Origin of the sequence: Frigoribacterium sp. CFBP 13707, assembly GCF_014842245.1 — a bacterium.
GTDB lineage: Bacteria > Actinomycetota > Actinomycetes > Actinomycetales > Microbacteriaceae > Frigoribacterium > Frigoribacterium endophyticum.
In genome coordinates this window covers 1-24,547 of sequence record NZ_JACYVL010000013.1, presented here as the reverse complement: position 1 = coordinate 24,547, position 24,547 = coordinate 1, and the positions used below count along the sequence as shown (strand labels likewise).

Genomic DNA, 24,547 nt, shown 5'->3' with positions numbered 1-24,547 from the left:
TCATGACCTCGCGACGCGCCCTGCCCCTCCTCGCCCTGCCCGCCGCCGCGGCCCTCGTGCTCGCCGGCTGCTCGGGCGGCGACCAGGGCGCGGGCGCGCCGACCGCCGACGACGGCATCTCGATCGTCGCCTCGACGAACGTCTACGGCGACATCGCGAAGACCGTGGGCGGCGACGACGTCGACGTCACCAGCGTGATCAGCGACGCCTCGCAGGACCCGCACTCGTTCGAGGCCGACGCCCGCACGCAGCTCGCCGTCTCGAAGGCCGACGTCGTCATCGAGAACGGCGGCGGCTACGACGACTTCGTCGACACGCTCGTCGACGCCAGCGGCACGAGCGCGACCGTGCTGAACGCGGTCGAGATCTCCGGGCTCGACCCCGACGACGAGGCCGGCCACTCCGACGACGAGCACGGCGACGACGAGCACAGCGACGCGAGCGACGAGGCCACCGCCGGGGGCGACGACCACGGTCACGACCACGGCGAGTTCAACGAGCACGTCTTCTACAGCCTGCCGAGCATGGCCGCGCTCGCGACGGCGATCGCCGACGAGCTGGGCAGCCTCGACCCTTCGAACGCCGACGCCTACACCGCGAACGCCGAGTCGTTCGGCGAGCAGATCGCCGACCTGGAGGCGCAGGCGGCGGAGGTCGAGACCGCCCACGGCGGCGAGTCGGTCGCCTACACCGAGCCCGTGCCCGGCTACCTCTTCGACGCCATGGGGCTCGAGAACGTCACGCCGGAGGCCTTCTCGGAGGCGATCGAGGAGGGCACCGACGTCTCCCCCGCCGTGCTCAACGAGACCCTGCAGCTCTTCTCGGGCGGCGGCGTCGACCTCCTCGCCTACAACGAGCAGACCTCGAGCCCCGAGACCGAGCAGGTCGAGACGGCGGCCACCGACGCCGGCGTCGCGATCGTGCCGGTCACGGAGCTGCTCCCGTCGGGGGATGATTACGTCTCGTGGCAGCAGAGCAACATCGACGCGATCAAGGCGGCACTCGACCAGTGACACCCGGCCCCACCGACTCCCCCGTCGCCGCCGCCCCCGCCCCCTCGGGCACGGGCGGCGGCGACGCCGTGCTGCGCCTCCGCGACGCGGGCGTGCGGTTCGGCGACCGCGTGCTGTGGCAGGGGCTCGACCTCGACGTCGCGCCGGGCGAGTTCGTCGCCGTGCTCGGGCCGAACGGCGCGGGCAAGACCACCATGCTCCGGACGATCCTCGGCCAGCAGCAGCTCACCAGCGGCAGCATCGAGTTCCTCGGCCAGGCCGTCGGCCGCGGCCACCGCCGCATCGGCTACGTGCCGCAGCAGCGCCTGATGGAGTCGGGCACGCCGCTCCGCACCCGCGACATGATCGCGCTCGGCGTCACGGGCCACCGCTGGGGGCTCCGCCGGGAGTCGGCGGCCGAACGCGCCGCCGTCGACCGCCTCGTCGAGGAGGTGGGCGCCGCCTCCTTCGCCTCCGCGCCGGTCGCGACCCTGTCGGGCGGCGAGCAGCAGCGCGCCCGCGTCGGGCAGGCACTCGCCGCCGACCCCGCCCTGCTGCTCTGCGACGAGCCGCTGATCTCGCTCGACCTGCGCCACCAGCGCGGCGTCACCGAGCTCATCGACCGCCAGCGCCGGGCCCGCGACGCCGCGGTCGTGTTCGTCACGCACGACGTCAACCCCATCCTCGACGTGGTCGACCGGGTGCTCTACCTCGCCGGCGGCTCGTTCCGCGTCGGCACGCCCGACGAGGTGCTGCGCGCCGACGTGCTGTCGGAGCTGTACGGCACGCCGGTCGACGTGATCCGCACCATGGGCCGCATCGTGATCGTCGGCGGCCACGGCCACGACGACCACCACGTCGACGAGCCCGCCGACGACGAGGGAGGAGATCGATGACCGACCTCTGGTCGCAGTTGTTCTCGTTCCAGGACTTCGGCGAGCTCGTCGTGCTGGTGCGCAACTCGATCATCGCCGGGGCCGTGCTCGGCCTCGTCGGAGGGCTCATCGGCCCGTTCGTCGTGACGCGCAACCTGCCCTTCGCGGTGCACGGCATCAGCGAGCTGTCGTTCGCGGGCGCCTCCGCGGCGCTCCTGCTCGGCGCGAACGTCGTCGGGGGCTCCCTCGTCGGCAGCGTCGTCGCGGCGATGCTGATCGGGCTGCTCGGTGCCCGCGCCCGGGAGCGGAACTCGATCATCGCGGTGCTGATGCCGTTCGGGCTGGGCCTCGGCATCCTCTTCCTCGCGCTCTACAAGGGCCGCTCGGCCAACAAGTTCGGCCTGCTCACCGGGCAGATCGTGTCGGTCGACAATCCCCAGCTCGGCTGGCTCGTCGGCATCTCGGCCGTGGTGATCGTCGTGCTGCTCGTCATCTGGCGACCCCTGACCTTCGCGAGCGTCGACCCCGACGTCGCCGCCGCCGCCGGCGTGCCGGTGCGCGCGCTCGGGCTGCTGTTCATGCTCGTGCTCGGGCTCGCCGTCGCCGTGTCGGTGCAGGTGATCGGGGCGCTGCTCGTGCTGTCGCTGCTCGTCACCCCGGCCGCGGCCGCCCTGCGCGTGACCGTGAACCCTCGGCTCGTGCCGCTGCTCAGCGTCGCCTTCGCCGTGACCTCGGTCGTCGGCGGGATCCTGCTCGCCCTCGGCGGCGGGCTGCCGATCAGCCCCTACGTGACGACGATCTCGTTTGCCATCTGGCTCGTCTGCCGCGTCGTCGGGCGGGGCCGGGAGCGCGCGGGGTCGCGCGGCGGGGCGACGCCCAGCCGACGCCGAGGCACGCCGGTACCCTCGACACCGACGAAGGAGGCCTGACGTGGTCGTGAAGCGCAACACCTGGCAGCGGGAGGCCGTGCGCGAGGCGCTCGGCAGCAGCGAGGGCTTCGTCAGCGCGCAGTCCCTGCACACCCAGCTCCGCGACTCCGGCTCCCCGATCGGGCTGGCCACCGTCTACCGCGCGCTCTCCGACCTGGCCGCCGACGGCTCGGCCGACTCGCTGCAGCAGGAGGGCGAGAGCCTCTACCGCGCCTGCACGCCGGGCACGCACCACCACCACCTCATCTGCCGCGTCTGCGGCACCACGGTCGAGATCGAGGCCGACGCGGTCGAGACCTGGGCCCGTCAGGTCGCCGCGCAGCACGGCTTCACCGAGGCGCAGCACATCGTCGACGTCTTCGGCCTGTGCGCGGCCTGCTCGGCCGAGAAGGCCGCCGGGCGCGACCCCGTCGTGACGCGGGGCGGTCTCCGCAGTTGACCCCGGCCGGGCGTGTCGCGTAGGCTCTCCCTTTGGTTGGGCGCTATCTGCGCCCATGTGCACCGCCCCCCAGCACCATCCGCCCGGTCTCACGACCGAGCACCGCCCGGTCTCACGATCGGGCAGGGGGACCGGCGCGCCGACAAGTGACCTTGGGTAGGGGCTCCGGCTCCTACGGTACCTACGGAGGAAACCATGGCAGCAACCTGCCAGGTGACCGGAGCCATCCCCGGTTTCGGCCACAACATCTCGCACTCGCACCGACGCACCAAGCGTCGTTTCGACCCCAACATCCAGAAGAAGACGTACTACGTGCCGTCGCTTCGTCGTAACGTCACCCTGCAGCTCAGCGCCAAGGGCATCAAGGTGATCGACGCTCGTGGCATCGAGAAGGTCGTCAAGGACCTCCTCGCGCGTGGGGAGAAGATCTGATGGCACGTCAGCAGGACGTTCGTCCCATCATCAAGCTCCGCTCGACGGCGGGCACCGGCTTCACGTACGTGACCAAGAAGAACCGTCGCAACAACCCCGATCGCCTCGTGCTGAAGAAGTACGACCCCGTGATCCGCAAGCACGTCGAATTCCGCGAGGAGCGCTAACCATGGCCAAGAAGAGCAAGATCGCCAAGAACGACCAGCGCGCCGTCATCGTCGCTCGCTACGCCGAGAAGCGTCTCGAGCTGAAGAAGGCCCTCGTCGACCCCGCCGGCACCGACGAGAGCCGCGAGGCCGCTCGTCTCGGCCTGCAGAAGCTGCCCCGCGACGCGTCGCCGGTCCGCCTCCGCAACCGCGACGCGATCGACGGTCGCCCCCGTGGCCACCTCAAGGAGTACGGCATCAGCCGTGTCCGCTTCCGCGACATGGCACACCGAGGCGAGCTTCCGGGCATCACGAAGTCTTCCTGGTAGGTTCGAGCCGTTTCCCCGGGGCCTCGGCCCCGGGGGGCCCGAACTCCACGGGCACGGTGGACACCGTGCCTCGTCTCACCGAACGAAGTCCGAGGAGGACACCACATGGCTGACAAGTCACTGAACCGCACCGAGCTCGTCGCAGCTGTCGCTTCCGAGTCCGGCCAGAGCCAGGCCGCCGTCAGCGGCGTCGTCGACGCGTTCTTCTCCGTCGTCTCGAAGTCGGTCGCCGACGGCACCAAGGTGACCATCCCCGGCTGGATCGCCTTCGAGAAGACCCACCGCGCCGCCCGCACGGGCCGCAACCCGCAGACGGGCGAGGCCCTCGAGATCGCCGCGAGCGACTCGGTCAAGGTCAGCGCCGGCAGCAAGCTCAAGGCTGCGGTCAAGTAGTCCTCCGCTCCTCACGGAGCACCCCGGAAGGGGCGGCGACCTCGGTCGCCGCCCCTTCCGTGCGTCCGGCGACGGGTCGCTCGTCACCGAGCGATCGGCCGCCGACTCCCAGTCGACCCGACCTAAGCTAGGCCTCGATGACCAGGATCACCCGCGCCTCCGGTCCCGCACTGCTCGTGCTGGTGGCGTTCCTCTCGCTGCTGGCGGCCCTGCAGTTCGGCGGCGCGGCAGACGCGCCGCTCGTCGTCGACCCCGGCGAGGCCGTCCGGTGGGGGCTGCCCATCGCGAAGATGCTGAACAACGTCACCGCCGCGGTCACCATCGGCACGCTCTTCCTCACCTGCTTCGCCCTGTCGCGGAAGGAGGCCGAGTTCGAACGGGCCATGGACATCGCCGCGGGCGCTGCCGGGGCCTGGACAGTCGCCTCCGCGGCCACCGCCTTCTTCACCTTCCTCAGCGTCGCCAACGTGCCGGTCACCTTCGACGACCAGTTCGGCCGCACGCTCGCCTTCTTCCTCACGAACACCGAGCTCGGCGTCGCCTGGCTGACCACGACCCTCATCGCCGCCGGCGTCACGGTGCTCGCCTTCGCGCTGCGCAACATCTGGTCGCTCGTCGCCCTGACGCTGCTGGCCATGGGCGGGCTCATCCCCATCGCCCAGCAGGGCCACGCCGCCGGCGCGAGCGGGCACGACGCCGCCGTGACCGACCTCGCCCTCCACCTCGAGGGCGCCTCGGTCTGGCTCGGCGGGCTCGTCGCCCTGGTGCTGCTGCGCCCCACGCTCGAGAAGGGCCGCATCGGCGTCGTCCTCGCCCGCTACTCGACCGTCGCGATCATCTGCTTCGTCGTCGTCGCGGTCTCCGGCGTCGGCAGCGCAGCCCTCCGCCTGGGCGACTGGGCCGCCCTCACCACCGGCTACGGCGTGCTGGTGCTCGTCAAGACCCTCGCCCTCGTGGCCCTCGGCCTCTTCGGCGTCGTCCAGCGCCGCTGGCTCGTCGCGCGCATGTCGACGCACCCCGCGGCGACCAACCGCTTCTTCTGGTGTTTCGTCTCGGCCGAGCTCGCCTTCATGGGCCTCGCCTCGGGCGTCGCCGCGGCCCTCGGCCGCACGGCCACGCCGGTCGAGCAGGTCGTCGCGACCGACCTCGCCGACCCGACGCCCGCCGAGATCCTCACCGAGGAGGTGCTGCCGCGCGAGCTGACGCCGCTGCGGTACCTCACGGAGTGGAACCCCGATCTGCTCTGGGCCCTGCTCTGCGCCTTCGGCATCTTCTTCTACGTGGCCGGCGTCGTCCGGCTGCGGCGCCGCGGCGACCAGTGGTCGCTCGGCCGCACCGTGTCGTGGATCGCCGGCCTCGTCGTGCTCTTCTACATCACCTGCGGCGCCCCGAACGTCTACGAGGAGTACCTCTTCAGCATGCACATGCTGGCGCACATGGCGCTCGGCATGGTCGTGCCGGTGCTGCTCGTGCCGGGAGCCCCCGTCACGCTGGCGCTGCGCGCGATCCGCAAGCGACAGGACGGCACGCGGGGCCCCCGCGAGTGGATCATGGTCCTGGTGCACTCGACGTACGCCCACGTCATCAGCAACCCGATCGTCTCGGCGGTGCTCTTCGCCGGCTCGCTGTTCGTCTTTTACTACACGTCGCTGTTCAGCTGGGCCACGACGACCCACCTCGGGCACTACTGGATGATCGTGCACTTCCTGATCGTCGGGTACCTCTTCGTGCAGTCGATGATCGGCATCGACCCGGTCAAGGGCCGCCTGCCCTACCCGATGCGGCTGCTGGTGCTGCTCGCGACGATGGCGTTCCACGCCTTCTTCGGCTTGAGCATCATGACGAGCACGTCGCTCTTCCTCGCCGACTGGTACGGCGCCATGGGCCGCACCTGGGGCGCGACGCCGGTGGCCGACCAGTACGCGGCGGGCGGCATCGCCTGGAGCGTCGGCGAGATCCCCACCGTCTCGCTGGCGATCGCCGTCGCGATCATGTGGAGCCGCAGCGACAGCCGCGAGGCCAAGCGCAAGGACCGCCAGGCCGAGCGCGACGGCGACGCCGAGCTCGACGCGTACAACGAGCAGCTCGGGGCGCTGGCACGGAGCGACCGCCGGGGCTGAGCGCTCCCCGACGGCCGGCCCCGCGCCTCCCCCCGGCCCTCTCGCCCGCGGCGCTGGGGCCTGCCGGAGGCGCGGTGCTCGCTAGGCGAGCATCTCGCGCACCAGGGGCACCACCTTCGTGCCGTACAGCTCGATGCTGCGCATCATCGCCTCGTGCGGCAGGCGCCCCATGCTGTACCGCATGTCGAAGCGCGTCGCGCCGAGCAGGGCCATGTTCTTCGCGATCTTCGCTGCGACCGTCTCGGGCGAGCCGACGTAGAGGGCGCCGTCGGGGCCGGCGCTCTGCTCGTACTGCGCGCGCGAGTAGGGGGGCCAGCCGCGCTCGCGACCGAGCTGGTTCGTCTGCGCCTCCTGGTACGGGTACAGCAGCTCCTTCGCCTCGTCGTCGGTCTCGAGCACGAAGCCGGGCGAGTGCATCGCGATGGGCTGCGGCTCCTTGCCGAACTCGGTCAGGGCCCGGCGGTAGAGGTCGGCGTAGGGCGCGAACTGGGCGGGCTGGCCGCCGATGATGGCGAGGAAGAGCGGCAGGCCGTAGTGCGCGGCACGGATCACCGACTGCGGCGACCCGCCGACGCCGACCCAGGTCTTCAGGGTGCCGCTCTCGGGGCGCGGGTAGACCCACTGCTCGCTGAGGGCACCGCGCTTCGTGCCCGTCCAGGTGACGGGCTCGTCCTTCAGCAGCTCGGCGAAGAGCTGGATCTTCTCCTCGAAGAGCACCTCGTAGTCCTGCAGGTCGAGGCCGAAGAGCGGGAACGACTCGGTGAACGAGCCGCGCCCGAGGATGACCTCGGCCCGCCCGTTCGACAGGGCGTCGACGGTGGCGAAGCGCTCGTAGACCCGGACGGGGTCGTCGCTGCTGAGCACGGTCACGGCCGAGCCCATGCGGATGGTCTCGGTGCGCGCCGCGATCGCGGCGAGCACGACCTCGGGGGCGCTGACGGCGAAGTCGACGCGGTGGTGCTCACCGACGCCGATGAAGTCGAGGCCGACCTGGTCGGCGAGCACGGCCTGGTCGACCAGGTCGCGGATCGACTGCGCGTGCGAGACGAGCTGGCCGGCGTCGGCGGCCCCGGCCGGGCGCTCGGTGACGTCGCCGAAGGTGTCGAGTCCGAACTCGAGGGGGTGTGCCATGGGGTGCGCTCCATTTCCATGCGTTTGCATCATGCTAGCGGGGCAACCCGGGGAGGCGCCTCCCCATTCCGACGGATCGCACTCAGCCGCCGAGGCGGTCGAGCGGGACCCCGCCGAGGCGGTCGAGCGGGTTCTCCGCGAGCCGGCGGGTGATGCCCGAGCGGACGGCGCGGCCCGCCTCGGTCGCCGGCTTGCGGTGCGCCTGGGCGGCGATCGCGACGCCGAACTCCGCCGCGAAGCCCGTGCGCGGCACCCGCTCGACGAGGGCCGCGACGAACGCGGGCTCCCAGTCGTCGCCGCCCACCCCGCTGACGTCGAGGCTCGTGGCCCGTTCGAGCAGGTGCCCCTCGGCGTCGAGCTCGGCCGACACCGCCGGCCACATGTGGCGCACGACGACCTCGCCGAGGCGCCGCTGGCGGTCGTCGTCCCAGCCCGCGCCCGCGGCGAAGACGCGCGCCACGTCGCCGCCCGCCCGCTCGAAGGCGACCTCGTGGCTGTCGAACGACGCGACGAGGCCGAGGTCGTGCAGCAGCGACGCGGCGTAGAGCAGCTCCGGGTCGAAGGCCACCCCCTCGCGGCGCCCGAGCTCGGCCGCGAGCACCCACGACCGCTCGCTGTGGCCGACCAGGGCGGCGGAGGCGTGGGCGGCCGCCACGGCGCGCGAGCGCGCGGCCACGACGGTGGGAGGCGCGAGCAGCTGCTCGACGCGGGCGGCGGCGTCGGCGGGGGCGGGGGCCGGGGCGGAGGTCATGCAGCGACCCTACGAGTGGACACGGGCGCCGACGAGTGGCAGCATCGCCACGAGACGCACCGTTCCTGCCAAGCACGACCACCTCGAGGAGACCCGTGGAGCCCCTGACCGTCGCCACCCTCGTCGCCGACGGCGTCGCCCCCTTCGAGTTCGGGGTGCTCTGCGAGGTCTTCGGCCTCGACCGCCGCGCCGCCGGCGGCCCCGCCTTCGAGCACCGGGTCGTCACCGAGCGCCCCGGCCTCGTGCGCACGAACCAGGGCTTCTCGATCACGGTCGAGCTGGGGCTCGACGCCGCCGAGGGCGCCGACGTCCTCTGCGTGCCCGCCCTCGGCACCGGCCCCGACGCCCTCTCCCCCGCGGCCCTCGACCTGATCCGCTGCGCCGAGGCCCGCGGCGCGTGGCTGATCAGCGTCTGCAGCGGCGCCTTCGTGCTCGCGGCGGCGGGCGTGCTCGACGGCCGCCGCGCCACCACGCACTGGATGTACGCCGACCGCCTCGCCGCCGAGCACCCCGCCGTCACCGTCGACCCCGACGTGCTCTTCGTCGAGGACCGCCGCGTCATCACCGGGGCCGGCACCGCGGCCGGCATCGACGCCTGCCTGCACTTCGTCCGCCGGGTGGCCGGCGCGGCCGCCGCGAACGTCGTCGCCCGCCGCATGGTGGTGCCCCCGCACCGCGACGGCGGCCAGAGCCAGTTCATCGAGACCCCGCTGCCGGCCGAGCCCGACACCTCGCTCGCTCCCCTCACGGCGTGGGTGCTCGAGCACCTCGACGAGGAGCTCCCGGTGGAGTCGCTGGCCGCGCGGGTGCACATGTCGCCGCGGACGTTCGCCCGGCGCTTCCGGGCCGAGCGGGGCACGACGCCCGCGGCCTGGGTGACGAGGCAGCGCCTCCTGCGGGCCCAGCAGCTGCTCGAGACGACGTCGCTCGGGCTCGACGCCATCGCGGCGAGCGTCGGCTTCGGGTCGTCGGCCGTGCTGCGGCACCACTTCGGGCGCGTGCTCGGCACGACGCCGCGGGCGTACCGGGCGACGTTCGCCGGGCGCGCGCCGCTGCGACAGGCCGGCTAGGCGGCTGCGGCGGGCGCCGGCGCCGCCGTGCTCTCGCGCCGCACCAGGTACGTCGCGAGGTCGAGCCGGGTCGGCCGCCCCGCGGTGCCGCCGAGCACGAGCCGCGTCGCCTCCTGCGCCATCTCGCGGAGCGGCTGGTGAACGGTGGTGAGGCGGGGGCTCGTCCACTCGGCGAGCGGCAGGTCGTCGTAGCCGACCACGGAGAGGTCGTCGGGCACGGCGAGGCCGAGCGAGCGGGCCGCGTCGAAGACGCCCAGCGCCTGGAGGTCGCTGCCCGCGAAGATCGCGGTCGGGGGCTCGGGCAGCCGGAGCATGCGCATCGCCGCCTCGCGGCCGCCGCCGACCTGGAAGTCGCCGAACGCGACGTGCCGCTCGTCGACGGCGACGCCCGCGGCGCCCATCGCCGATCGGTAGCCGTCGAGCCGGGCGAGCGAGCACATCATGTCGTCGGGGCCCGTGATCGCGGCGATCCGCCGGTGGCCGAGCTCGAGCAGGTGCCGGGTGGCGGCCATGCCCCCCGACCAGTTGGCCGAGCCCACCGAGGGCACGTCGGGCGCGGGGTCGCCGGCGGGGTCGACGATCACGAAGGGGATGTCGCGCGAGCGCAGCTGGGCGGTCTGCGACTCCCCCAGGTCGGAGAAGACCAGCACCACGCCGGCCGGTCGACGGCGCAGCACCCCGTCGACCCAGCCCGCGTCGGGCGAGTGCCGGTCGCCGCTCTGGGTGAGCACGACGCTGAGGCCGCGAGCGCGGGCGACGTCCTCCACGCCGCGGATGATCTCGAGCGCCCAGGCCGAGTCGAGCTCGTGGAAGACCAGCTCGACGAGGGTGGACGACCGCGAGGGCGAGGACCGGCGGCGGTAGCCGCGGTCCTCGAGCAGGGCCTCGACGCGGGCGCGGGTGCTCGCCGATACATCCGCCCGCGCGTTCAACACTTTCGAGATCGTCGACAGCGAGACACCGGCCTCGTCGGCCACCTCGGCCAGCGTCGTCCGGGGTGCGGCGTCGAGCTCGTCCATCCGGTGATCGTAGCTGGCGGTCGGCGGCGCCCGCCATTTGTGGTCTGCGACAACCTATTGACCTCGGGGGCGCCTCCTGCCTATGCTTCGACCGTCCGGCACTCATTTCGGGCGAATCACCGAAACTTTCGGAAGGTGTTCAACGATGAACAGTTCATCCCCCCGCTCCCGGCGACTGCGGCGGTCGCTCGCGGTCGTCGCGACGCTCGCCACCGGCGCGCTCCTCGCCGGCTGCTCTGGCGGCTCCGGCGCCGAGAGCCGCCCCGAGAACGAGATCCACGTCGCGGTGTACGGCGACGCCACCAACAAGGTCGAGGAGGCGGTGGTCGCGAAGTTCAACGAGACCAGCGACGTCAAGGCCGTGCTGGACGTCATCCCCGGCGCGAACTACCAGCAGAAGCTGCAGACGATCATCGACACGGACAGCGCGCCCGACGTCTTCTTCAACTGGGGCGGCGGCAGCATCAAGCCGTTCGTCGACGCCGACCTGCTGCTGCCGCTCGACGACATGATCGCCGACGACCCGCAGCTGGAGGAGGCCTTCCTGCCCTCGGTCTTCGACACGGCCCGCTTCGACGAGAAGGCGTACGGGGTGCCGATGCGCGGCACGCAGCCCGTGATGCTCTTCTACAACAAGAAGGTCCTCGCCGACGCCGGCATCGCCGTGCCCGAGACCTGGGACGACCTGATGGCGGCCGTCGAGACGCTGAAGGGCGCAGGGGTCACCCCGATCGCGCTCGGCGGCGGCGACCAGTGGCCGACCCAGATGTGGTTCCAGTACGCGTACGACCGCGTCGCCGGGCCCGAGCTGTTCCAGTCGGCCCTCGACGGCGACGCCGACGCCTGGGCCAGCGACGACAGCAGGGAGGCGCTCGGCATGCTGCGCGACCTGGTCGACGCCGGCGGCTTCGGCACGAACTTCGACTCGGTCAAGTTCACCGACGGCGGCTCGCCCGCCCTGCTCCGCACCGGCAAGGCCGCGTTCGAGCTGATGGGCTCGTGGGAGTACTCGACCCAGCAGAACGAGGACCCGGAGTTCGCCGCGACCGACCTCGGCTACACGACCTTCCCGACCGTCGAGGGCGGCAAGGGCGACCCGGCCAACCTGGCTGGCAACACGAACAACTTCTACTCGGTCATCAAGGGCACGCGGTACCCCGACGCCGTCGAGGACTTCCTGAAGATCATGTACAGCGACGAGTTCGTGCAGCAGCAGCTCGCGATCGGCAACCTGCCGACCACGACGAACACGCCCGACTTCCTGTCGACGGCGGCCGACCCGGCCTACTCGCAGTACCAGTTCGACCTCGTGGCCGACGCCCCGTCGTTCCAGCTCTCGTGGGACCAGGCCTACCCGCCCGCCGCGATGACGCCGATCCACACCGCCGTCGCGCAGTACTTCAGCGGCACCCTCGACGAGGACGGCTTCATCGCCGCCATGCAGGCGCTGCAGGCTCCGTGATGTCGTCCGCCACCGCTCGTCGCGGGGCGCTCGGGTCGACCGGCACGGCTCGCCGTGCCGGTCGGCCCCGGACGGGGCAGGCCGCCGTCGGCCGGCCCGGCTCCGTCTGGGCGCTGCCCGCCACCGTCTTCTTCGGGCTCTTCGCCCTCGTGCCGCTCGTCGCCACGGTCTGGATGTCGTTCGTCACCTGGGGCGGAATCGGCGACCCCCGGTTCGTCGGCCTCGACAACTGGACCCGCATCGGCCAGGACTCCCTGCTGCTCAAGAGCATCGGGCTGACCGTCGTGCTCGTGCTGCTCTCGATCGCCGTGCAGACCCCGGTCTCGCTCCTCCTCGGGGTCTGGGCCGCCGGCCAGCAGCGCGCCCGCGCCGCCGTCGTCGCGATCTGGTTCATCCCCCTGCTGCTCTCGTCGGCCGCCATCTCGGTGCTCTGGCGAGCGCTGCTCGACCCCAACTTCGGCATCCCCGGCAGCGCGCCCTGGCTCTTCGGCGACGGCAACCTGTTCGGCCACCAGGGCACGGCGATCGCGGTGCTCGTGTTCGTCAGCACCTGGCAGTACACGCCGTTCCACACGCTGATCTACCAGGGCGGCGCACGCGGCATCCCGGCCGTGCTCTACCAGGCGGCCTCGCTCGACGGCGCCGGCATGGTGCGCCAGTTCTTCAGCATCACGCTGCCGCAGCTCAAGAACACCGTGGTCACGTCGCTGATCCTCATGCTCGTCGGCGGCCTCACCACCTTCGAGACCGTGCTGATCCTCACCAACGGCGGCCCCGGCACCGACACGCTCGTCTCGCCGCTGTACATGTACCAGAAGGCCTTCTCGTCGTTCGACTTCGGCGGCGCCAGCGTCATCGCGGTCGCGCTCGTGATCGTCGCGACGGCGATCTCGTTGATCGTCGTCAAGTTCTCGGGCTACGGCGAGATGCGCTCCCAGGCAGAAGGAGTCTGATGACCACCCGACCCAACTGGATCGCCGGCACCCTGGCCGCGATCTGGCTCGCCGTCGTGGCCCTGCCGCTCTACGCGATGGTCACGGCCACCCTGCAGACCCGCACCGGCTACGCCGCGAACGGCCCGCTCTCGCTGCCGTTCGGCGACTTCACGCTCTCGAACTACGTCGACGCCTTCGACACCGGCTTCGCCCAGTACTTCCTCAACACGCTGTTCGTCACGGTCGCCGTGGTGCTCGTCGTGCTGCTGCTCGTGCCGCCGCTCGCCTACGCGATCGTGCGCAGCACCTCGCCGCTCGTGCGGGGCGTCTTCCGCGTCTTCCTGCTCGGGCTCGCGGTGCCGGCGCAGGCCGTGATCGTGCCGATCTTCTACCTGATCTCGGTCGCCGGGCTGTACGACAACCTCCTCGGGGTCATCCTGCCGACCGCGGCGTTCGCGCTGCCGGTCTGCACGCTCATCCTGTCGGGCGTCATGCGCGACATCTCGCCCGAGCTCTACGAGGCGATGTCGATGGACGGCGCGACGCCGTTCCGCGCCTTCTTCCGGCTCGTGCTGCCGCTCTCGAAGGGCGGCCTCGCGACGATCGTCGTCTTCTCGGCGCTCCAGGCGTGGAACGGCTTCCTCTTCCCCCTGATCCTCACGCAGTCCGACGACACCCGCGTCGTCACGCTCGGACTCTTCAACTTCCAGACCCAGTACGGCGTGAACATCCCCGGCCTCCTGGCCGCGGTGGTGCTCTCGATGATCCCGATCCTCGTGCTCTACCTCTTCGCGCGTCGCGCGCTGGTGCAGGGCCTCATCGGAGTAGGCGGCAAGTGACATGACCAGCAGCACCAGCACCCGCACCAGCACGAGCGCCGGCATCGGCGCCGGCGCCCCGGCGGCGGGAGGGGCGGCGGCGGAGCCGGCCCGCGCCTCCTCGTCGGCCCCCCTCGACGGCCCCTGGCGCGACCCGGCCCTGCCGGCCGTGGAGCGCGCCGCGGCCCTCGTCGCGGCGATGACCCTCGAGGAGAAGACCGCCCAGCTGTTCGGCATCTGGGTCGGCGCCTCGGCCGACGGCGCCGAGGTCGCCCCGCACCAGCACGACATGGCCGAGCCCGTCTCGCTCGACGAGCTGCTGCCGACCGGCCTCGGGCAGCTGACGCGCCCGTTCGGCACGGCCCCGGTCGAGGCCGTGGCCGGCGCCCGTTCGCTGGCCCGCACCCAGCGCACCATCGTCGAGAGCGGCCGCTTCGGCGTGCCGGCCCTCGCGCACGAGGAGTGCCTCGCGGGCTTCGCGGCCTGGGGCGCCACCGCGTACCCGGTGCCGCTCTCGTGGGGCGCCTCCTTCGACCCGGAGCTCGTCCGCGAGATGGCCGCGCGCATCGGCGACGACCTGCGCTCGGTCGGCGTGCACCAGGGGCTCGCCCCCGTGCTCGACGTCGTGCGCGACGCCCGGTGGGGCCGCGTGGAGGAGACCATCGGGGAGGACCCGCACCTCGTGGGCACCGTCGCCACCGCCTACGTGCAGGGGCTCGAGAGCGCCGGCGTCGTCGCGACGCTCAAGCACTTCGCCGGCTACTCGGCGTCGCGCGCGGGCCGCAACCTCGCCCCCGTCTCGATGGGGCGGCGCGAGCTCGCCGACGTCGTGCTGCCGCCGTTCGAGATGGCCGTGGCCCTCGGCGGCGTGCGGAGCGTCATGCACGCCTACACCGACATCGACGGGGTGCCCTCAGCCGCCGACGAGTCGCTGCTGACCGGGCTGCTGCGCGACACCTGGGGCTTCGACGGCACCGTCGTCGCCGACTACTTCGGCGTCGCCTTCCTCGAGACGCTGCACGGCGTCGCGGGCTCGCGGGCCGAGGCGGCGGGGCTGGCCCTCGCCGCCGGCGTCGACGTCGAGCTGCCCACGGTCGACGCGTTCGGGCCCGCCCTCGTCGCCGCCGTGCGCGCCGGCGAGGTCGACGAGGCCCTGATCGACCGGGCCGCGCTCCGCGTGCTGACCCAGAAGGCCGAGCTCGGGCTGCTCGACCCCGGGTGGGACCCGGAGGCGCCCCTCGCCCGCGCCGACGACATCGACCTCGACACGGCCGGCAACCGCGCCCTCGCCCGGCGGCTCGCCGACGAGGCCGTCGTGCTGCTGCGCAACGACGGGGTGCTGCCGCTCGCCGGGGCGCTGCCGCTGACCGGGGCCGGCTCGGCCTCCGGCGTCGGCCGGGGCTCCGAGGCCGGCCGGGGCACCGCCCCGCGCCTCGCCGTGGTCGGCCCGAACGCCGACACCTCCGCCGCGCTGCTGGGCTGCTACTCCTTCCCGGCGCACGTGGGGTCGCAGCACCCCGACGTCGCGGTCGGCATCGAGCTGCCCACCTTCGCGGAGCGCCTGCGGGAGGCGGTGCCCGGCCTGGGCGCGGTCGTCGCGGGCTGCGACGTGGACGGGACGGACGCCTCGGGCATCCCCGCCGCCGTCGAGGCCGCCCGCGACGTCGACGTCGCGCTCGTCGTGCTCGGCGACCGCGCCGGCCTCTTCGGCCGCGGCACGAGCGGCGAGGGCTGCGACGCCGTCGACCTCGCGCTGCCCGGCGTGCAGCAGCAGCTGCTCGACGCCGTGCTCGACACCGGCACGCCGACCGTGGTCGTGCTCTTCACCGGGCGCCCCTACGCCCTCGGCCGTGCCGCCACGGAGGCGGCCGCGGTCGTGCAGGCGTTCTTCCCCGGCGAGGAGGGCGCGGCGGCGGTCGTCGACGTGCTCACCGGCGCGACCACGCCGTCGGGCCGGCTGCCCGTGAGCGTGCCCGCCCACCCGGGTGCCCAGCCGTCGACCTACCTGCAGAGCCCGCTCGCCGCGCGGTCGGCCGTGTCGGACGTCGACCCGACGCCGGCCTTCGGCTTCGGGCACGGGCTGTCGTACACGACCTTCGGCTGGGACGTCGTCGTTCCCGGCGGCGGCGACGGGCCGTTGCGCGTGCCGACCGTCGGCGAGGTCGCGCTCGAGGTGACCGTGCACAACACCGGCGACCGGATCGGGGCCGATGTCGTGCAGGTCTACCTGCACGACCCGGTGGCCGAGACGGTCCGGCCGGGGCAGCGGCTGGTCGCCTACGGGCGCACCCCGCAGCTCGCGCCCGGCGAGCAGGCCGTGCTCGAGATCGTGGTGCCGGTCGACCTCGCCTCGGCGACCGGTCGCGACGGCCTGCGGCGCATCGAGACGGGGGCCCTGCAGCTGCGGGTCGCCCGCTCGAGCAGCGACGTCGTCGCCGCGGTCGACGTCGAGGTGACCGGGGAGGCGCGGGTCGTCGACCACACCCGCCGCCTGACCTCGGTGGTGACTGTGCGCTGAGGCACCGGGCCCCCGCCGTGGTGCGCGGGGGTGAGGGGACGGAGGGGGCGGTGCTGTGGAGGCGCCGCCCCCTCCGGCGTGTGCGCTCCCCGGGGAGGCGACCCGCGCCTCCCGCAGGCCTCATCGAGGTGACCCGATCTGGGCCCTCGGCACCGTCGAGGGCCCAGATCACGTCACCTCGCGGGCGCACGCGCGGCCGCGCGCGCGACCCGGGCCGACGACGGACGCCGGCCCGGTGCGGGTGCACCGGACCGGCGTCCGTGGTGAGGCAGCCTGCGGGGGCCGACCCGCGACTCCTCGGGGTCAGCCCTTCGTCGCGCCGGCCAGCAGGCCGCGCACGAAGAAGCGCTGCAGGGCGAAGAACACGATCAGGGGCACGATGATCGAGATGAACGCGCCCGCCGTGAGCAGCTCCCACGACTGGCCGTACGAGCCCGAGAGGTCCTGCAGGGCCTTCGTGATCGGCAGCCCCTCGCCCGACGTGAACACCGTCGCGACGAGCAGGTCGTTCCAGACCCACAAGAACTGGAAGATGCCGAAGGAGGCGATGGCCGGCATCGACAACGGCAGCACGATGCGGAAGAAGACCTGGCCGTGCCCCGCGCCGTCCATGCGCGCGGCCTCGATGACCTCGGCCGGGATCTCGCTGATGAAGTTGTGCAGCATGAAGATGGCCAGCGGCAGCGCGAAGATCGTGTGCGCGATCCACACCTTCGCGAACGAGCCGTCGAGCCCGTTCACCCCGAGGCCGGGGAGGATGTACAGCCCGCCGATGACGAGCCCGTCCGAGAACAGGCGCAACAGCGGCACGAGGGCCATCTGGATCGGCACGATCTGCAGGGCGAACACCAGCACGAACATCGTGTTGCGGCCCTTGAAGTCGATCCAGGCGAACGCGTAGGCCGCGAGGCTCGCGATCGTGATCGGGATCAGCGCCGCGGGCAGCGTGATGACGAGCGAGTTGAGGAAGGCCTTGCCGAGGGTCAGGCTGTCGCCCGAGTTCAGCGCGTTGACGTAGTTGTCGAGCGTGAAGCCGGGGTTGGCGAAGACCGTCCACCAGCCCGTCGTCTTGATGTCGGTCGCGGGGCGGAACGACGAGATGAAGAGGCCGGCGGTGGGCAGGGTCCAGATCACGGCGATGATCAGGGCGGCGATGGTCGCCCCGCGGCTCGTCGTGCCCTTCTTCAGCTTGCCGCTGGAGTTCTCGATCTTCGCGACGCCGCGCTTCAGCTGGCTCTCGGTGCGAGGGGGGACGGCGACCCCGACCGGGGTGGGCGTGGCGGTCATCGGATCTCCCTCTGCTTCTGGATCTGGCGGGCGTTGTAGATCACGATCGGCAGCACCAGGACGAACAGGATGACGGCCAGCGCCGAGCTGTAGCCGGTGCGGCTGCCGAGCTGGAACTGGCGCACCATCTCGAACGCGAGGATGGTCGTGTCGTTGCGGCCGCCGGTCATCGCCGAGACGATGTCGTAGACCTTGAGCGAGGCGATCGAGATCGTCGTGAGCACGACGATGATCGTCGTGCGGATGCCCGGCACGGTGATGTGGCGGAAGGCCTGGAAGCCGTTGGTGCCGTCGAGCGACGCCGCCTCGAGCTGCTCGGCGGGGACGCCCTTGATGGCGGCGGAGAGCACCGTCATCGCGAAGCCGGCCTGGGTCCAGATCAGCACGATCACGAGCAGCAGGGTGTTCCAGGGCTCGAGCCCCAGCCAGTCGACGGGCTGGCCGCCGAACGCGACCAGGACGCCGTTCAGGAGGCCGATCTGCTCGCCCTGGCGGATGTCGTAGAAGAACTTGAAGATGATCGACGCACCGACGAACGAGATCGCCATCGGCATGAAGACCAGCAGCTTGAGGACCTTCTCGCCGCGGCTCTTGTCGATGAACACGGCGTAGGCGAGGCCGATGGCCGTCGCCGTGATCGGGGCGAGCAGCACCCAGACCAGCGTGTTGCCGAAGGCGGTGAGGCCGTCGGGGCTCGTGAAGACCCAGATGAAGTTGTCGATGCCGGCGAAGCCGGAGCCGTCGTTCTTCATGAAGGCCTGCCCGGCCGTGGTGATCGTCGGGTAGATCAGGCCGATGATGAGGAAGAAGACCGCGGGGGCCATGAAGGCGATCAGCTGCAGCGAGTAGCCGGAGCCGCGCTTCGAGCGGTAGTCGAGCAGGAACAGCCCGCCGCCGAGCACGGCCGCGACGACCGCGACCCACATCACCGAGTTGTAGAGGCCGAACGCGAGGAGCACCACGACCGGGACGAGCACGCAGACCGCGAGCCGGAGGATCGTGTACTGGAGGCCGCGACGCGGGGCGAACTCGACGAAGACGAGCACGATGCCGACGAGCGCGGTGAAGGCGATCAGGATCAGGGGGATCTGCGCCAGGGGCGGGACACCCGCCAACCACTGGAAGAAGCTGGACATCGCTGTCCTTTCGGGGACGGGCCAGGGGCCGCCGACGAACGACGGCCCCTGACGGAAGGACGACTAGGAGGTGTAGCCGGCCTGGATCTCCTCGAGGACCGAGTCGGTGTCGGTGCCGTCGATCCAGTCGACCATGCCCTTCCAGAAGCTGTCGGAGCCGACCGACTTGGGCATCAGGTCGGAGCCGTCGAAGCGGAAGGTGGTGTCGGTGCCCTGGAGGATCTCCACGGCGCTCTTCAGCAGGTCGCTGCCGGCGTTCTCCGGGTCGAGGCCCTGGTTGGCGGAGATGACGCCGCCGAGCGAGACGCGGCTGTTGGCCCAGTCGGCGCTGGCGAGGTACGCCTGCACCTTCGCGGTGTCGTCGTCGTTCGAGAACGCGGCGACGAACTCGCCGCCGCCGGTGACGGCGGCGGGGTCGCCCTCCTCCATCGGCGGGGTGAGGAAGGCCCAGACGTCGCCGTCCTCGGCGACGGTGGCGGGCTGGCCCTCGGCGTTGTTCGCCGCGGTCAGGAAGCCCTCGAAGAACGAGGCCTGGTGGGTCAGGGCGCAGCTGCCGTTCGCGACGTTGGTCGCGACGTCGCCGAACGCGGTCGAGTTGATCGACTTCACGTCGCCGTAGCCGGCGTTGACGAGCGTCGGGTCGAGGAGGATCTCGCCGACCGCGTCGAAGGCCGACTTGATCTCGGGGTCGGTGAACTTCGTGTCGCCGGCGACCCACGAGTCGTAGGCGTCAGGGCCGGCCTCACGCAGCACGAGGTCCTCGACCCAGTCGGTGCCGGGCCAGCCCGAGGCCTCGCCCGAGTTGAAGCCGGCGCACCACGACGGGCCGCCGGTCTTCTCCTGGATGGTCTTCGACAGCGCGACGAGGTCGTCGTACGTCTTGGGGACCTCGACGCCCCACTCGGCGAACTTCGCCGGCGAGTACCAGACGTAGCCCTTGACGCTGGCCATGAGGGGCGCGCCGTACTGGGTGCCGTCGACCTGGCCGTACTTCTGCCAGTCCTCCGACCAGCCCTCCTTGACGTTGGCGAGGGCGTCGGCGGGGAGCTCCTGCACCTTGCCGGACTTGACCGTGTCGGCCAGCAGGCCGGGCTGCGGGAAGATCGCGAGGTCGGGGGTGTCGCCGCCCTGGACCTTGATGCCGATCTGCTTCTCGAACTCCTTGTCGCCCGTGTACTTGATCTCGATGTCGTTCTCCTTCTCCCAGTCCGCCCAGGACTGCTCGAGGAGGGTCGCTTCGTCGCCGTTGATCGTGCCGTAGACGTTCACGACGCCGTCGGCGGTGCCGACCGACCCGCCGGCTCCGCCGCCGGCGTTGGGGTCGTTGGGGTCGGAGCTGCCGGAGCAGCCGACCAACAGGAGGCTCGTGGCGGCCAGGAAGGCCATCCCGCCGGTGACGCGGCGGTTCAGGGGTGCTCGCATGGGGTTCTCCTCATTGAGTGGTGCGGCGGGCGATCGCTCGTGCTGTCGAGCGGACCGTCGACGTGTCGTCATCGACGCGCGTCGACGATGAGTGTCACACACCGTGCGGAGGCGCGCAACCGCGCCTAGGAGCGTGTCGGCGGAGCGGAGCTGCCGCGCACCGTGAGCCGCGGCGCGACGAGCAGGTGCGGCGCCTCGCCGCGGCGGTCCTCGATGGCGGCGACGAGGTCGTCGACGGCCGCGGCGGCGATCTCCTCGCCCGGCGGCGACACCGTGGTCAGGGGCGGGGAGGTCATGTCGGCGGCCAGGTCGCCGATGCTCAGCGCGACGACGGTGACGTCGTCGGGCACGCGACAGCCGCCGAGCGCGGCGGCCTGGACGAAGCCGGCGAGCGCCATCTCGTTGAAGGCGAGCACGGCCGTCGGGCGCGGCACCAGCGCGGCGAACGCGGCGAACGCCTCCCGCCCGCCGCGCACGGAGGTGTCGGCGTGGACCACCTCGACGCGCAGGCCCCGGTCGCGGACCGGCCCCGCGAGCGCCCGCGTCGTCCGCGTCAGCGGGCCCGAGCCCCGCTCGAGCGCGCCGAGGCCCTGGCTGAGGAAGAACAGGTGCTCGTGCCCGAGGTCGGCGACGTGGTCGACGGCGAGCCGGCCCATCGCCTCGTAGTCGGCGTCGACGAACCAGAGGCGGCCCGCGTCGTCGGGCCGACCGATGTTGGTGAAGGGCACCCCGGCACGCTCGAGCACCTCGACGCGGGCGTCGGTCGAGGTCAGCTCCATGAGGATCACGCCGTCGACGAGCCGCTCGCTGACGAGGCTGCCGAGCCCCTCGACGTCGCCGATCGGGTTCGACCAGAGCAGCAGGTGGTAGCCGCACGACCGGGCGCGCTCGGTGGCGGCGGCGACGTACTCGAACTCGGACGACGTCACGCCGCGGGGGCTGGACGGGTAGTGCAGGGCGAGGATCCCGCCGCGGGAGCCGGCGAGGCCGCGGGCGAAGGCGTTCGGGGTGTAGTCGAGCTCGGCCATCGCGCGCTCGACGCGCTGCCGGGTCGCCTCCGAGATGGTGCGCCGACCGCTGATCGCGTACGAGACGGTGCTCGACGAGACCCCGGCGAGGCGCGCCACGTCGTCACGGGTCGCACCCATGGCATCCACCTCGATCGGTCGTGCGTCGCAGGACAGGAGCGGCGACGCAGGCGCTCCCCCGGTGCACGACTGTGCGATCGGCGGCGAGGTCATCATGCGCAACGGCTGACGATTTGTCCAACCTGAGGTCTGCCCACTTCCGCGACCGCGAGCGCCCGGAGCGGACGGCCAGGTCAGCGGACGGCGCGGGAGGCGCGGTGCAGCACGAGCTGACCGGGCCCGTCGACCGCGGCGCCCCAGACCACGCCGACGAACCCGCCGGCCGTCTCGGTGCTGACGACCCGCGCCTCCGCCCGGGCCCGCAGCAGCTCGGCCGGCGGCCCGCCCGCGGGGTCGACGACGAGCGCGACGAGGTCGTAGGCGTCGCCCCGGCAGGAGGCGCGGAGCAGCATCTCGACACCACCCAAGCCGGTCACCTCCACCGTGGCACCGGCGATCTCGCGGTCGACGCCGGTCTCGCGCGCCACGATCCGCACGCGGAGGCCGTCGCCGTCGAGCCCGCGCACGACCTCGACGCGGAGGTCGGCCGCCCCGGACTGCCGCACGACGAGGCCCGCCGCTCCGTCCGTTCCCGGCCGCGCCGTGACGGCCAGCTCGAGCGTCTCGTGGTGGTCGCGCTGCCGCGCCCCGACGAACGCGGGCACGCCGGTCGCGTCGTGCAGCCGGGCGGCGCCGGCGCCGTCGAGCGCCAGGCCGTCGGGGCCCGGCACCGCGAAGGAGGGCGCCCCGCGCACCGAGAGCCACGCCGCGTCGAGGGGCCGGGAGCCCCTCAGGTCGTCGACCCGCGCCTCCGGCACCCGGGGCCGGTGCCCGACGACCGCGTCGTCGAGCTGGCCGACGCCGGCGTTGACGACGGGGCGGTCGTCCTCCCACGTGACCCGGGCGAGGAAGGTCTCGCGGCCGAGCACCGTGTGGCCGCCGATCGGGCGCATGCCGAGCACGGTGGCGCGCCACTCGCCGTCGGGCAGCTCGACGAGGTCGGCGTGGCCGACGGCGACGACCGGGTGCCCCTGCCCGAGGTGCCGGTGCGTGAGCAGCGGGCCGCGCGGGTCGACCTCGTACGGCCCGGTGACGGCGCGCGAGCGGGCGGCGACGACGGCGTGCGCCCGCTCGGTGCCGCCCTCGGCGGTGACGAGGTGGAACCAGCCGTCGCGCTCGACCAGGTGCGGCCCCTCGCTCCAGACGGCGCCGCGCTGCGCGGCCGCCCAGACGACGTGCTCGGGCCCCGTCAGCCGGAGGGTGTCGGGGTCGAGCTCGCGCAGCCAGATCTCGGTCTCGCCCTCGTACGAGCCGGGGTCGCGGAGGCGCGTGCCGAGCCACCAGACGCGGTCGCGCCGGCCGCCCGGCCGCGCCTCGAAGAACAGCGCCGGGTCGATGCCCTCTGCCCCCTCGACGACGACCGGGTCGGACCACGGGCCGGCCGGGTCGTCGGCCGTGCAGGCGAACGACCCCGGCCGGTCGCCGCCGACCACCGTGCTGACGAGCCACCAGCGCCCGAGGCCGTGCCGCAGCGTGGGCGCGTAGGCCCCGCCGCTGTCGGGCACGCCGGCCAGGTCGAGGGCGCCGGGCCGGGTGACGACCGAGCCCCGCGCCTCCCAGGTCAGCAGGTCGGTCGAGGAGGAGAGCGCGACGGAGGGCCAGTACTCGAAGGTCGACGTCGCGAGCCAGACCACGTCGTCGCCGGGCGCCCGGCAGACGCTCGGGTCGGGGTGGAAGCCCGGCAGCACCGGCGTCGCGCGGGGCCGGGCGGAGGCGGTGGTCGGGTCGGCAGCGAGGGGCACGTCGGCGGGCACGACGGCGAGCATAGCCGCGGTGAGCCCGGCTCATCTCGATCCGGTAACGGTCTCCGAGGCCCTTGCGCCGACGATCGGGGCGCGTATATGTTCCGAGAGCCAACAAATACCCCGACGCCACCCACGTCGGTTCGAGCACTACAGCGAAGTACCCGCTCGATCTGGTCCGGTTCGACGACGAACCACCGCCCGGCACGCCCTCGACGAGGCGACCGGAGCGGCGTCGCCCGGGCAGATCCCACCGAAAGGATCCGCACCATGACCACAGCAAGGAAGCTCTCCGTCGCGGCCCTCACGGTCGGCCTCGTCGCCGGCCTCGCGGCCTGCGCACCCGCCGGCTCCTCCGGCGGCGGCGGGGGCGACGACGCCTCCGGCACCGAGTGCAACGTCGGCATCAGCATGCCCACCCGCAGCCTCGAGCGCTGGATCAACGACGGCGAGGGCCTCAAGGAGAAGCTCGAGGGCGACGGCTGCACCGTCGACCTGCAGTACGCCGACAACAAGACCGACCAGCAGATCAGCCAGATCCAGAACCAGGTCGCCGGGGGCGCGAAGATCCTCGTCGTCGCCGCCATCGACGGGCAGACCCTCGGCCCGGCGCTCGAGGACGCGAAGTCGCAGGACGCCACCGTCATCGCCTACGACCGCCTGATCAACGGCACCGAGGCCGTCGACTACTACGCCACCTTCGACAACTACAAGGTCGGCCAGCTGCAGGGCCAGTACATCGAGGAGCAGCTCGGCCTCGCCGACGGCGAGAAGGGCCCCTTCACGATGGAGCCGTTCGCCGGCAGCCCCGACGACAACAACGCCGGCTTCTTCTTCGCCGGCGCGTGGGACGTCCTGCAGCCCTACGTCGAGAGCGGCGTGCTCGTCGTGCCGAGCGGCAAGGCGCCCGCCGACGACGACGGCTGGAAGGCCATCGGCATCCTCGGCTGGGGCTCGGACGACGCCCAGGCCGAGATGGACAACCGGCTGCAGTCGTTCTACACGGGCGGCGAGAAGGTCGACGTGGTCCTGTCGCCGAACGACAGCCTCGCGCTCGGCATCGAGGCCTCCCTCGACGCCGCCGGCTACCAGCCGGGCTCGGACTGGCCGATCATCACCGGCCAGGACGCCGACGTCGCGAACGTGAAGGCGATCCTCGCCGACCAGCAGTCGATGACGGTCTGGAAGGACACCCGCGAGCTCGGCACCCAGGTGCAGGCGATGGTGGCGGCCATCGTCGCGGGCGACGAGGTCGAGACGAACGACACCGACACGTACGACAACGGCGAGAAGGTCGTCCCCGCGTACCTGCTCGACCCGGTGGTCGTCACCAAGGACGACGTGCAGGGCACGCTCGTCGACTCGGGCTTCGTCGACGCCTCCGACGTCGGTCTCTGACCCCACCCCGGCAGGC

General features: G+C 72.5%; 23 protein-coding genes. 15 read left to right on the top strand and 8 right to left on the bottom strand.

Annotation, left to right across the window (positions count from 1 at the left end; all coding sequences use genetic code 11):
- The first annotated feature begins 2 nt into the window (after positions 1 to 2).
- From IFT45_RS14840 to IFT45_RS14800, 9 genes are all read left to right on the top strand, one after another.
- A complete protein-coding gene (locus IFT45_RS14840; RefSeq protein ID WP_192129078.1) occupies positions 3 to 1,013 on the top strand; it encodes a metal ABC transporter solute-binding protein, Zn/Mn family in 1,011 nt (336 codons plus the stop codon).
- Positions 1,010 to 1,888, top strand: a complete 879-nt coding sequence (locus tag IFT45_RS14835) for a metal ABC transporter ATP-binding protein (RefSeq protein ID WP_167261519.1) — start codon at positions 1,010 to 1,012, stop codon at positions 1,886 to 1,888. The genes IFT45_RS14840 and IFT45_RS14835 overlap by 4 nt, the downstream gene beginning before the upstream one ends.
- Positions 1,885 to 2,796 (top strand): metal ABC transporter permease, encoded by a 912-nt coding sequence (locus tag IFT45_RS14830; protein WP_167261517.1) that lies wholly within the window; start codon positions 1,885 to 1,887, stop codon positions 2,794 to 2,796. Before IFT45_RS14835 ends, IFT45_RS14830 begins: the two co-directional genes overlap by 4 nt.
- 7 nt (positions 2,797 to 2,803) lie before the next feature.
- A complete protein-coding gene (locus IFT45_RS14825; RefSeq protein WP_056059296.1) occupies positions 2,804 to 3,235 on the top strand; it encodes a Fur family transcriptional regulator in 432 nt (143 codons plus the stop codon).
- Positions 3,236 to 3,430: 195 nt separating this feature from the next.
- Positions 3,431 to 3,667, top strand: a complete 237-nt coding sequence (rpmB, locus tag IFT45_RS14820; protein WP_056058641.1) for a 50S ribosomal protein L28 — start codon at positions 3,431 to 3,433, stop codon at positions 3,665 to 3,667.
- On the top strand, positions 3,667 to 3,834 hold the full coding sequence (rpmG, locus tag IFT45_RS14815) for a 50S ribosomal protein L33 (RefSeq protein ID WP_043595944.1): 168 nt from the start codon (positions 3,667 to 3,669) through the stop codon (positions 3,832 to 3,834). The genes rpmB and rpmG overlap by 1 nt, the downstream gene beginning before the upstream one ends.
- Before the next feature lie 2 nt (positions 3,835 to 3,836).
- Positions 3,837 to 4,142, top strand: a complete 306-nt coding sequence (gene rpsN, locus IFT45_RS14810) for a 30S ribosomal protein S14 (protein ID WP_056058637.1) — start codon at positions 3,837 to 3,839, stop codon at positions 4,140 to 4,142.
- Between the two features lie 105 nt (positions 4,143 to 4,247).
- Positions 4,248 to 4,535, top strand: a complete 288-nt coding sequence (locus tag IFT45_RS14805) for an HU family DNA-binding protein (RefSeq protein ID WP_043595940.1) — start codon at positions 4,248 to 4,250, stop codon at positions 4,533 to 4,535.
- Between the two features lie 137 nt (positions 4,536 to 4,672).
- Entirely contained in the window at positions 4,673 to 6,655 is a 1,983-nt protein-coding gene (locus IFT45_RS14800; protein WP_192129076.1) for a cytochrome c oxidase assembly protein, read from the top strand.
- Between the two features lie 81 nt (positions 6,656 to 6,736).
- On the opposite strand, the gene IFT45_RS14795 is transcribed toward IFT45_RS14800, so the two are convergent.
- Together IFT45_RS14795 and IFT45_RS14790 are read right to left on the bottom strand one after the other, a co-directional pair.
- The gene (locus IFT45_RS14795; protein WP_192129074.1) at positions 6,737 to 7,786 is read right to left on the bottom strand and encodes an LLM class flavin-dependent oxidoreductase; all 1,050 of its coding nucleotides are present in this window, start codon (positions 7,784 to 7,786) and stop codon (positions 6,737 to 6,739) included.
- 82 nt (positions 7,787 to 7,868) lie between these two features.
- The gene (locus IFT45_RS14790; protein ID WP_192129072.1) at positions 7,869 to 8,537 is read right to left on the bottom strand and encodes an HD domain-containing protein; all 669 of its coding nucleotides are present in this window, start codon (positions 8,535 to 8,537) and stop codon (positions 7,869 to 7,871) included.
- 95 nt (positions 8,538 to 8,632) lie between these two features.
- Here IFT45_RS14790 and IFT45_RS14785 point away from each other — a divergent pair, with 95 nt between their 5' ends.
- Positions 8,633 to 9,607 carry a GlxA family transcriptional regulator gene (locus IFT45_RS14785; protein WP_371811035.1) on the top strand — a complete coding sequence of 325 codons (975 nt, stop codon included), beginning with the start codon at positions 8,633 to 8,635 and terminating at the stop codon, positions 9,605 to 9,607.
- Here the strand turns inward: IFT45_RS14785 and IFT45_RS14780 are convergent.
- Positions 9,604 to 10,626, bottom strand: coding sequence for a LacI family DNA-binding transcriptional regulator (locus IFT45_RS14780; protein ID WP_192129070.1), 1,023 nt, complete (start codon positions 10,624 to 10,626; stop codon positions 9,604 to 9,606). The genes IFT45_RS14785 and IFT45_RS14780 overlap by 4 nt on opposite strands.
- A 145-nt stretch (positions 10,627 to 10,771) precedes the next feature.
- Between IFT45_RS14780 and IFT45_RS14775 the strand changes: the two genes are divergently transcribed.
- Genes IFT45_RS14775 through IFT45_RS14760 form a run of 4 tightly spaced genes read left to right on the top strand, consistent with a single transcriptional unit; the run spans position 10,772 to position 16,359 of the window.
- Positions 10,772 to 12,088: an ABC transporter substrate-binding protein gene (locus tag IFT45_RS14775; RefSeq protein ID WP_056058623.1), complete on the top strand. Its 1,317-nt coding sequence runs from the start codon at positions 10,772 to 10,774 to the stop codon at positions 12,086 to 12,088.
- Positions 12,088 to 13,041: a carbohydrate ABC transporter permease gene (locus IFT45_RS14770; RefSeq protein ID WP_082514744.1), complete on the top strand. Its 954-nt coding sequence runs from the start codon at positions 12,088 to 12,090 to the stop codon at positions 13,039 to 13,041. Before IFT45_RS14775 ends, IFT45_RS14770 begins: the two co-directional genes overlap by 1 nt.
- A complete protein-coding gene (locus tag IFT45_RS14765; protein WP_056058617.1) occupies positions 13,041 to 13,862 on the top strand; it encodes a carbohydrate ABC transporter permease in 822 nt (273 codons plus the stop codon). Before IFT45_RS14770 ends, IFT45_RS14765 begins: the two co-directional genes overlap by 1 nt.
- A gap of 1 nt (position 13,863) precedes the next feature.
- A complete protein-coding gene (locus IFT45_RS14760) occupies positions 13,864 to 16,359 on the top strand; it encodes a beta-glucosidase (protein ID WP_192129068.1) in 2,496 nt (831 codons plus the stop codon).
- A 303-nt stretch (positions 16,360 to 16,662) separates the two neighbouring features.
- Here the strand turns inward: IFT45_RS14760 and IFT45_RS14755 are convergent, their stop codons facing one another.
- The 5 genes from IFT45_RS14755 to IFT45_RS14735 all read right to left on the bottom strand — a co-directional run bounded on the left by IFT45_RS14755 (position 16,663) and on the right by IFT45_RS14735 (position 23,145).
- The gene (locus IFT45_RS14755) at positions 16,663 to 17,646 is read right to left on the bottom strand and encodes a carbohydrate ABC transporter permease (protein WP_056058608.1); all 984 of its coding nucleotides are present in this window, start codon (positions 17,644 to 17,646) and stop codon (positions 16,663 to 16,665) included.
- Positions 17,643 to 18,782, bottom strand: coding sequence for a carbohydrate ABC transporter permease (locus IFT45_RS14750; RefSeq protein WP_192046830.1), 1,140 nt, complete (start codon positions 18,780 to 18,782; stop codon positions 17,643 to 17,645). Before IFT45_RS14750 ends, IFT45_RS14755 begins: the two co-directional genes overlap by 4 nt.
- Before the next feature lie 63 nt (positions 18,783 to 18,845).
- Positions 18,846 to 20,204, bottom strand: coding sequence for an ABC transporter substrate-binding protein (locus tag IFT45_RS14745; RefSeq protein WP_244638041.1), 1,359 nt, complete (start codon positions 20,202 to 20,204; stop codon positions 18,846 to 18,848).
- A gap of 125 nt (positions 20,205 to 20,329) precedes the next feature.
- Complete coding sequence (locus IFT45_RS14740) at positions 20,330 to 21,352, bottom strand: LacI family DNA-binding transcriptional regulator (protein ID WP_192129065.1); 1,023 nt, start codon at positions 21,350 to 21,352, stop codon at positions 20,330 to 20,332.
- A gap of 173 nt (positions 21,353 to 21,525) precedes the next feature.
- On the bottom strand, positions 21,526 to 23,145 hold the full coding sequence (locus IFT45_RS14735) for a glycoside hydrolase family 43 protein (protein ID WP_192129063.1): 1,620 nt from the start codon (positions 23,143 to 23,145) through the stop codon (positions 21,526 to 21,528).
- A 258-nt stretch (positions 23,146 to 23,403) separates the two neighbouring features.
- Between IFT45_RS14735 and chvE the strand changes: the two genes are divergently transcribed.
- Positions 23,404 to 24,531, top strand: coding sequence for a multiple monosaccharide ABC transporter substrate-binding protein (gene chvE / locus IFT45_RS14730; RefSeq protein ID WP_192129061.1), 1,128 nt, complete (start codon positions 23,404 to 23,406; stop codon positions 24,529 to 24,531).
- Positions 24,532 to 24,547: the final 16 nt, after the last annotated feature.

What these genes read in the sequence shown, in the direction of transcription:
- IFT45_RS14840 (WP_192129078.1), top strand. Translation starts at nt 3, where the DNA reads ATGACCTCGCGACGCGCCCTGCCCCTCCTCGCCCTGCCCGCCGCCGCG.
- IFT45_RS14795 (WP_192129074.1), bottom strand. Translation starts at nt 7,786, where the DNA reads ATGGCACACCCCCTCGAGTTCGGACTCGACACCTTCGGCGACGTCACC.
- IFT45_RS14830 (WP_167261517.1), top strand. Translation starts at nt 1,885, where the DNA reads ATGACCGACCTCTGGTCGCAGTTGTTCTCGTTCCAGGACTTCGGCGAG.
- IFT45_RS14750 (WP_192046830.1), bottom strand. Translation starts at nt 18,782, where the DNA reads ATGTCCAGCTTCTTCCAGTGGTTGGCGGGTGTCCCGCCCCTGGCGCAG.
- rpmB (WP_056058641.1), top strand. Translation starts at nt 3,431, where the DNA reads ATGGCAGCAACCTGCCAGGTGACCGGAGCCATCCCCGGTTTCGGCCAC.
- rpmG (WP_043595944.1), top strand. Translation starts at nt 3,667, where the DNA reads ATGGCACGTCAGCAGGACGTTCGTCCCATCATCAAGCTCCGCTCGACG.
- IFT45_RS14780 (WP_192129070.1), bottom strand. Translation starts at nt 10,626, where the DNA reads ATGGACGAGCTCGACGCCGCACCCCGGACGACGCTGGCCGAGGTGGCC.
- IFT45_RS14775 (WP_056058623.1), top strand. Translation starts at nt 10,772, where the DNA reads ATGAACAGTTCATCCCCCCGCTCCCGGCGACTGCGGCGGTCGCTCGCG.
- IFT45_RS14755 (WP_056058608.1), bottom strand. Translation starts at nt 17,646, where the DNA reads ATGACCGCCACGCCCACCCCGGTCGGGGTCGCCGTCCCCCCTCGCACC.
- IFT45_RS14800 (WP_192129076.1), top strand. Translation starts at nt 4,673, where the DNA reads ATGACCAGGATCACCCGCGCCTCCGGTCCCGCACTGCTCGTGCTGGTG.
- chvE (WP_192129061.1), top strand. Translation starts at nt 23,404, where the DNA reads ATGACCACAGCAAGGAAGCTCTCCGTCGCGGCCCTCACGGTCGGCCTC.
- IFT45_RS14760 (WP_192129068.1), top strand. Translation starts at nt 13,864, where the DNA reads ATGACCAGCAGCACCAGCACCCGCACCAGCACGAGCGCCGGCATCGGC.
- IFT45_RS14805 (WP_043595940.1), top strand. Translation starts at nt 4,248, where the DNA reads ATGGCTGACAAGTCACTGAACCGCACCGAGCTCGTCGCAGCTGTCGCT.
- IFT45_RS14745 (WP_244638041.1), bottom strand. Translation starts at nt 20,204, where the DNA reads ATGCGAGCACCCCTGAACCGCCGCGTCACCGGCGGGATGGCCTTCCTG.
- IFT45_RS14765 (WP_056058617.1), top strand. Translation starts at nt 13,041, where the DNA reads ATGACCACCCGACCCAACTGGATCGCCGGCACCCTGGCCGCGATCTGG.
- IFT45_RS14740 (WP_192129065.1), bottom strand. Translation starts at nt 21,352, where the DNA reads ATGGGTGCGACCCGTGACGACGTGGCGCGCCTCGCCGGGGTCTCGTCG.
- rpsN (WP_056058637.1), top strand. Translation starts at nt 3,837, where the DNA reads ATGGCCAAGAAGAGCAAGATCGCCAAGAACGACCAGCGCGCCGTCATC.
- IFT45_RS14770 (WP_082514744.1), top strand. Translation starts at nt 12,088, where the DNA reads ATGTCGTCCGCCACCGCTCGTCGCGGGGCGCTCGGGTCGACCGGCACG.
- IFT45_RS14790 (WP_192129072.1), bottom strand. Translation starts at nt 8,537, where the DNA reads ATGACCTCCGCCCCGGCCCCCGCCCCCGCCGACGCCGCCGCCCGCGTC.